This is a genomic window from Methanobrevibacter oralis (assembly GCF_001639275.1).
GTDB classification, from domain to species: Archaea; Methanobacteriota; Methanobacteria; order Methanobacteriales; family Methanobacteriaceae; genus Methanocatella; species Methanocatella oralis.
Window position 1 is genome coordinate 1 of sequence record NZ_LWMU01000117.1, and the last position, 2209, is coordinate 2209.

Here is a 2209-nt window from a genome sequence, read left to right on the forward strand (position 1 = left end):
TTTTTGATTGTTTTCAATCGTAATTTTTATTAAATTTGAATTTCAAAAATTAAATTGAACTTCCATTCTTTGGATTTCTATGTTTCATTCAAAAATGGTCGTTTATGATACAGCGTACAGTCTATCTTAATGATGGATTATTGGGCTCTTTCTTGCATTCTTCGCTCAATATGCTGTGTCTTTAAGATTAATTAGTCTTGTAAGGTTGTAAATGGTGTTTCTTAGTTGGATTTCGTTATTTACTGCATTATCTGTAGTTCCGATTAATTTCAAAACTCCATTATCACCTTTCAAAAACCCATTTATTCCTTCACTTCGTGAAAAACGGGACGAATAATGAATATTTCTTCTTTTATCCAAGAATTTTTCAGTTATTTCGAAATTAAGGTCAGTAGATTGGATTACTAAAGTCTTATTTTTGCAGTTTTCAATATTTGAGCATCCTTTGCAAGAATATGTTTCAAAGAAATACCGTTTTTTCCTACAATTATCTGGAAGACCGTCATCTTTATGTGGTTTCCTGTGTTTAATAGGTTTTACTTTTGTTAATCTCATAAAACGTCCTGTAGGACAAATATATCCGTTTTTAACTCTTTCAAAATCTTTTTTCGATGAATCTTTTCTTTTTTCTTTCTGTTCGTTTTCTTGCCTTAATTTATTGTTATGGTCTTCAGATAACTTTTTAGGCATTATTAATGCATTTATTTTATTGATAAAAAGACAGTAGAGATTTTCTGTAGAGAAATAACCGGAATCTGCAATTAAAATGTGTTCACGAATTCTTCTTTGTATTTCACTATAGTTTCTTCGCTCCCCAAATTCTTTTTGCATTTTAATAAATACTTTAATTGTTTCATAAAATATTATTTAGAACATATTTGATTGTTTTTCTATCATTTGATTCTGATAAGAGCATTCCAGTCAATATTATGTGATTTTCAGTCATGATTTCTTGCAGGTTAAAAGCAAAATCATAACTTCCTCTTTTTGTTTTCATCCAACAAGTGCTTGGAAATGTAATTGAAATAGCATCATTGTTTCTTTCATTCATAATATTAAGATAAATATCCTTTTTTTCGTAAATACGAGTATTATATATTTTTATCCTTTTTAAGACCAAATTAATTGTTTTACACAGTTCTTCATCATCTTTATTGATTTCTAATTTTTCTTTTAATCCGTTGATTGTGCGATTAATTGATTGTGGTGTGTTTTCATGCAATAAACCCCATTCATGAACTTGAATTAATGCATTTACTTCTTTTTTGGTGATTTTGTAATATTTGGAAGCTCTCACAAGCATATCTGTTCCATCAACAAACAATTTAACAAAATCTAAGAAGTGTAAATCATTTAACAAGACCAATGTGGCTACGAAAACTTTTTTTATTACATTTGCGTCACTTTTATTTAAAAAATTAGCGAATGAATTGCGTGATGGCTTTAATCCGCATGTTGCAATTAAAAGAAATTTATTTTTCTTGCATTCTTCTTCCATTTTTGCATAATTGGAAATATCAATGCTAAAACAGTATAAAAACTACTATTAAAAGTAGAGTTCGGGGATATGCAGGACGTCCACGTTTAGATTCAAATTCCAAATCCAATTTATGCATTAAATTTTGAATCATGTCTGAAAATACGAAATCAACAATCGTCAACAACATTTTTGGACAATCCTCCTCACATTTTAGCTTTTTTAAGATAGTTCCATCAGCATAGTCTTTTAATTCTATTACTGACATCGTAAATCAAATATTTTAGAGTATATTCAATTTTTACAAATTTTCAACTTTTTAAAAAATTTTGCAATAAACTCAATGAAATTACTTGAAATTTCAATTAAATACAATAATTTTTACTTAATAATTATAAAACTAATTATTATATAACTATATGTAATTTAAAATATTTATAACTTTTTATATTTAATTTTAAGAAATATTAAAGTAAATTAAAGTTATTAAAAGAATTATTATTTGTTGATTAAAATTTAAAGAATTTTCTAGTTAGAAAAATTGTTGAAAAACTTTTGATCAAATGAGATTTTTTGTCAGGAAAAAATCCTGCAAAAATGCCAAAAATATGAATTCGTTGAAAATAAAAAATAAAGATTAATAATTGAGAAAAAACAAAATAGAGAAAAAATATCTAGTTAAAATTTAAAAACAAGAAAAATTAAGAAAAAATGGATTTATTGACAAACCCC

3 protein-coding genes are annotated in these 2209 nt (G+C 25.8%); all 3 read right to left on the minus strand.

What is annotated here, in order from left to right:
* Window positions 1–165: 165 nt before the first annotated feature.
* Genes MBORA_RS09340 through MBORA_RS09350 form a run of 3 tightly spaced genes read right to left on the minus strand, consistent with a single transcriptional unit; the run spans window position 166 to window position 1745 of the window.
* A complete protein-coding gene (locus MBORA_RS09340) occupies window positions 166–831 on the minus strand; it encodes a hypothetical protein (protein ID WP_063720581.1) in 666 nt (221 codons plus the stop codon).
* Window positions 832–853: 22 nt separating this feature from the next.
* A complete protein-coding gene (locus MBORA_RS09345; RefSeq protein ID WP_063720582.1) occupies window positions 854–1498 on the minus strand; it encodes a hypothetical protein in 645 nt (214 codons plus the stop codon).
* A 25-nt stretch (window positions 1499–1523) separates the two neighbouring features.
* Window positions 1524–1745, minus strand: coding sequence for a hypothetical protein (locus tag MBORA_RS09350; protein WP_063720583.1), 222 nt, complete (start codon window positions 1743–1745; stop codon window positions 1524–1526).
* Between the last annotated feature and the right edge of the window lie 464 nt (window positions 1746–2209).